The following is a 2398-nucleotide window of genomic DNA, read 5'->3' on the forward strand; positions in this document are numbered from 1 at the left end:
GCACGAAGCCGGCCAGGATCATCAGCAAGGTCGTCTTTCCCGAGCCGGACGGCCCGAGCAGCGTCAGGAATTCGCCCGCCGCGACATCGAGGCTGAGATCGCTGAGGATGGAGACCGCACCGAAGCGCTTCTCGATACCGCTGATGCCGATGGGAAGCGCGGACTGCGCGAGAGACAAGAGCATCTCCTTCAACTCCGGATCATTTTTGCGAAACGATGCGGAGCGGCGCCGCGAGGACGCCGCTCCGGTACGATCGTCATTGCTGGATCAGGTTGTTGAACTTCTCCGTGGCCTCGACGAGGGTGTCGCGCCAGAAGGCCGGGTCCTGCAGCACCTGTTTCTTGACGTTCTCCGGCGCGGAATTGATGTCCTTGATGCGCTCGGGCGGGATCTTGCCGGTCTCGAAGGCCTTCTCGTTGGCCGGGCCGTTGTCGACATAGAGCGGCAGGTTTGCCTGCAGGTCCGGGCTGACGAACTTGGCCAGCGCCTTCATGGCGAGGTCCTTGTTCTTCGACCCCTTCGGGATGACCATGCAGTCGGCGGTCAGCACGCCCTGGTCAAAGGAGAAGCTGACCGGGGCCCCGCTCTTCTTCAGGGTGCCGGCGCGGCCGTTCCAGATGCTCGCCATGTCGACCTCGCCGTCCTTGACGAGCTGCATGGCCTGCGCGCCGGAGGTCCACCAGGCGTCGATATGGCCCTTGACCTTGTCGACGGATTGCAGCGCGCCGTCGATATCGACCGGATAGACCTTGTCGATCGGAATGCCCTTGGCCAAAGCGGCGACGCTCAGCGTCTCCGTCGCCTGGCTGCCGGAGAGCGCGCGGCGGCCGGGGAATTTTTGCACATCCCAGAAATCGGCCCAGGTTTTCGGGCCTTTGTCGCCGAAAACATCCGTGCGGTAGATCAGCACCACCGAGGTGTAGGAGATGCCGACCCAATCGTCATGGACGAGCTTCGGGTTGATGCCGCTCTTGTCGATGACGTTGTAGTCGAGTTTCTCGAACAGGCCTTCCTTGGAGCCGCGCGCGCATTCGTCGGCGCCGAGCTCGGTGATGTCCCATTTGACGGCATTGCCGGTGACCTGCAGGCGCACGTCGTCGAGGCCGTTGGTGGTGTCCTGCTTGATGGTGACGCCGAGATCCTTGGCTGTCGGATCGAAAAAGGCCTTGGTCTCCGCTTCCTGATAGGTGCCGCCCCATGAGGCGACGGTGATGGTGTCGGCGGCCGACGCCGGAACGGCGACGGAAGCCAGCAGGCCGGCGACAACCAGCCCGTGAATGCAAAGTCTCTTCGTCATTTTCGCTTCTCCAACCGGTGTTCCCGTTATCGTTGATTTGGTATGCGAATTTGTATACAATTTTGAGTGTAATTCTCTGGAAGCCGATGTCAACACGGGCTTCGGGTTTTTCGATCGTGGAGAAGCGGGGCAGCTCGGAGCGGCCGCGCGGCGCCGCGACAGGGTCTGTTCAAGCAGGCGCTAAAAGGCACTAGACTGCGATTCCATGACTGACCGTTGGAGGCGGGACGTTTGAGCAAGGAAAGAAAGAACACGCTGCGCGACTCGGTGTTCGAGAAGCTGAAGGCGTTGATCATCACCGGCCAGATCCCGCCGGGCGGCCGCGTGACGGAAAACGAGATCGCCGAACGCCTCAAGGTCAGCCGCACGCCGGTGCGCGAGGCCTTCAACCGGCTGGAGCGCGACGGGCTGGTGATCGGCCGCCCGCGCCAGGGCTATGTGGTGGCCGAGTTCAACCTGACCATGTTCCGCGAGGCCTTCGACATCCGCGAACTGCTTGATGGCCGCGCGACCGAGCTGGCCGCGGCCAACGCAACCGCCGCCGACAAGGCGCGGCTGCGTGAGATGCTCGCCGAATGCGAAAGGCTGGCGGCGATCCCAGATCGCAGCACGCGCGAAAAATTCGAGGAGTTGCAGGTCGGCATCGACCTGCACCGGGTGATCGCCGAAATCAGCGGCAATGAGATGCTCCATGGCATGCTCTGCGGCATCCTCGACAAATGCCAGCAATATGTCTGGACCGAGCTTCTGTGGCTGGACGAATGGAAGCTTACCCGCGAGGAGCATGCCGGCATCGTCGACGCGATCTGCGCCGGCGATGTGGCTCTGGCCGGCGAGCGCGCCCGCGCGCATGTGCGCGGCTCACGCGAGAACATCCTGCGCCTGCTGCAGGCCAAGTCCGACTATCAGGGATTCTTCGCCAAGGCCTCGTGAGCCTTGGGCCTTCCCCGTCAGCTGGAAAGCATGGGGCAGTTGGCGCCACGGCGCAGGCTGACATGCGCCACGTCGCCGACGCTGAACTGAAACCCGTCGGCGCGGCGCGGCGCATCGATGACGATCGGAGTCCCCTGCCCGAGCTCGGCATGCAGGCGCAGAGTGCG

Annotated in this window: 3 protein-coding genes; 1 reads left to right on the forward strand and 2 read right to left on the reverse strand. The window is 63.4% G+C overall.

Annotated features, from left to right (window positions below; all coding sequences use genetic code 11):
* A partial coding sequence (locus EOA23_RS33810) for an ATP-binding cassette domain-containing protein (protein WP_127307243.1) occupies nt 1-178 on the reverse strand: 178 nt, incomplete at its 3' end.
* A gap of 79 nt (nt 179-257) precedes the next feature.
* Nucleotides 258-1298: an ABC transporter substrate-binding protein gene (locus EOA23_RS33815; protein ID WP_126062297.1), complete on the reverse strand. Its 1041-nt coding sequence runs from the start codon at nt 1296-1298 to the stop codon at nt 258-260.
* A 231-nt stretch (nt 1299-1529) separates the two neighbouring features.
* Between EOA23_RS33815 and EOA23_RS33820 the strand changes: the two genes are divergently transcribed.
* Nucleotides 1530-2231: a GntR family transcriptional regulator gene (locus EOA23_RS33820; RefSeq protein WP_189341816.1), complete on the forward strand. Its 702-nt coding sequence runs from the start codon at nt 1530-1532 to the stop codon at nt 2229-2231.
* Nucleotides 2232-2398 lie beyond the last annotated feature (167 nt).

The organism is Mesorhizobium sp. M2A.F.Ca.ET.042.01.1.1, assembly GCF_003997405.1.
In the GTDB taxonomy this organism is placed as follows: Bacteria; Pseudomonadota; Alphaproteobacteria; order Rhizobiales; family Rhizobiaceae; genus Mesorhizobium.

What these genes read in the sequence shown, in the direction of transcription:
- EOA23_RS33815 (WP_126062297.1), bottom strand. Translation starts at nt 1,298, where the DNA reads ATGACGAAGAGACTTTGCATTCACGGGCTGGTTGTCGCCGGCCTGCTG.